This is a genomic window from Streptomyces tateyamensis, from assembly GCF_003205575.1.
GTDB lineage: Bacteria > Actinomycetota > Actinomycetes > Streptomycetales > Streptomycetaceae > Kitasatospora > Kitasatospora tateyamensis.
This window is the reverse complement of the sequence record NZ_PYBW01000403.1, coordinates 1-202: the sequence shown is the minus strand read 5'-3', so window position 1 is coordinate 202 and position 202 is coordinate 1. Positions and strand designations below refer to the sequence as shown.

Annotated in this window: 1 protein-coding gene; it reads left to right on the top strand. The window is 71.8% G+C overall.

Annotated elements, in window-relative coordinates; translation table 11 throughout:
* The coding region (locus C7C46_RS33935; RefSeq protein WP_146259363.1) for an amidohydrolase family protein at nt 1-202 on the top strand (202 nt) is incomplete at both ends.

Here is a 202-nt window from a genome sequence, read left to right as displayed (position 1 = left end):
CTGGGCGCGATCTCGATCATCAGTTCCGACTCGCAGGCGATGGGCCGGATCGGTGAGGTCGTCTGCCGCACCTGGCAGACCGCGCACTGCATGAAGCTGCGGCGCGGCTCGCTGCCCGGCGACGGCCGGGCGGACACCCAGGGGGCCCGCCGGTACGTGGCCAAGTACACCATCAACCCGGCGGTGGCCCACGGGATCGACC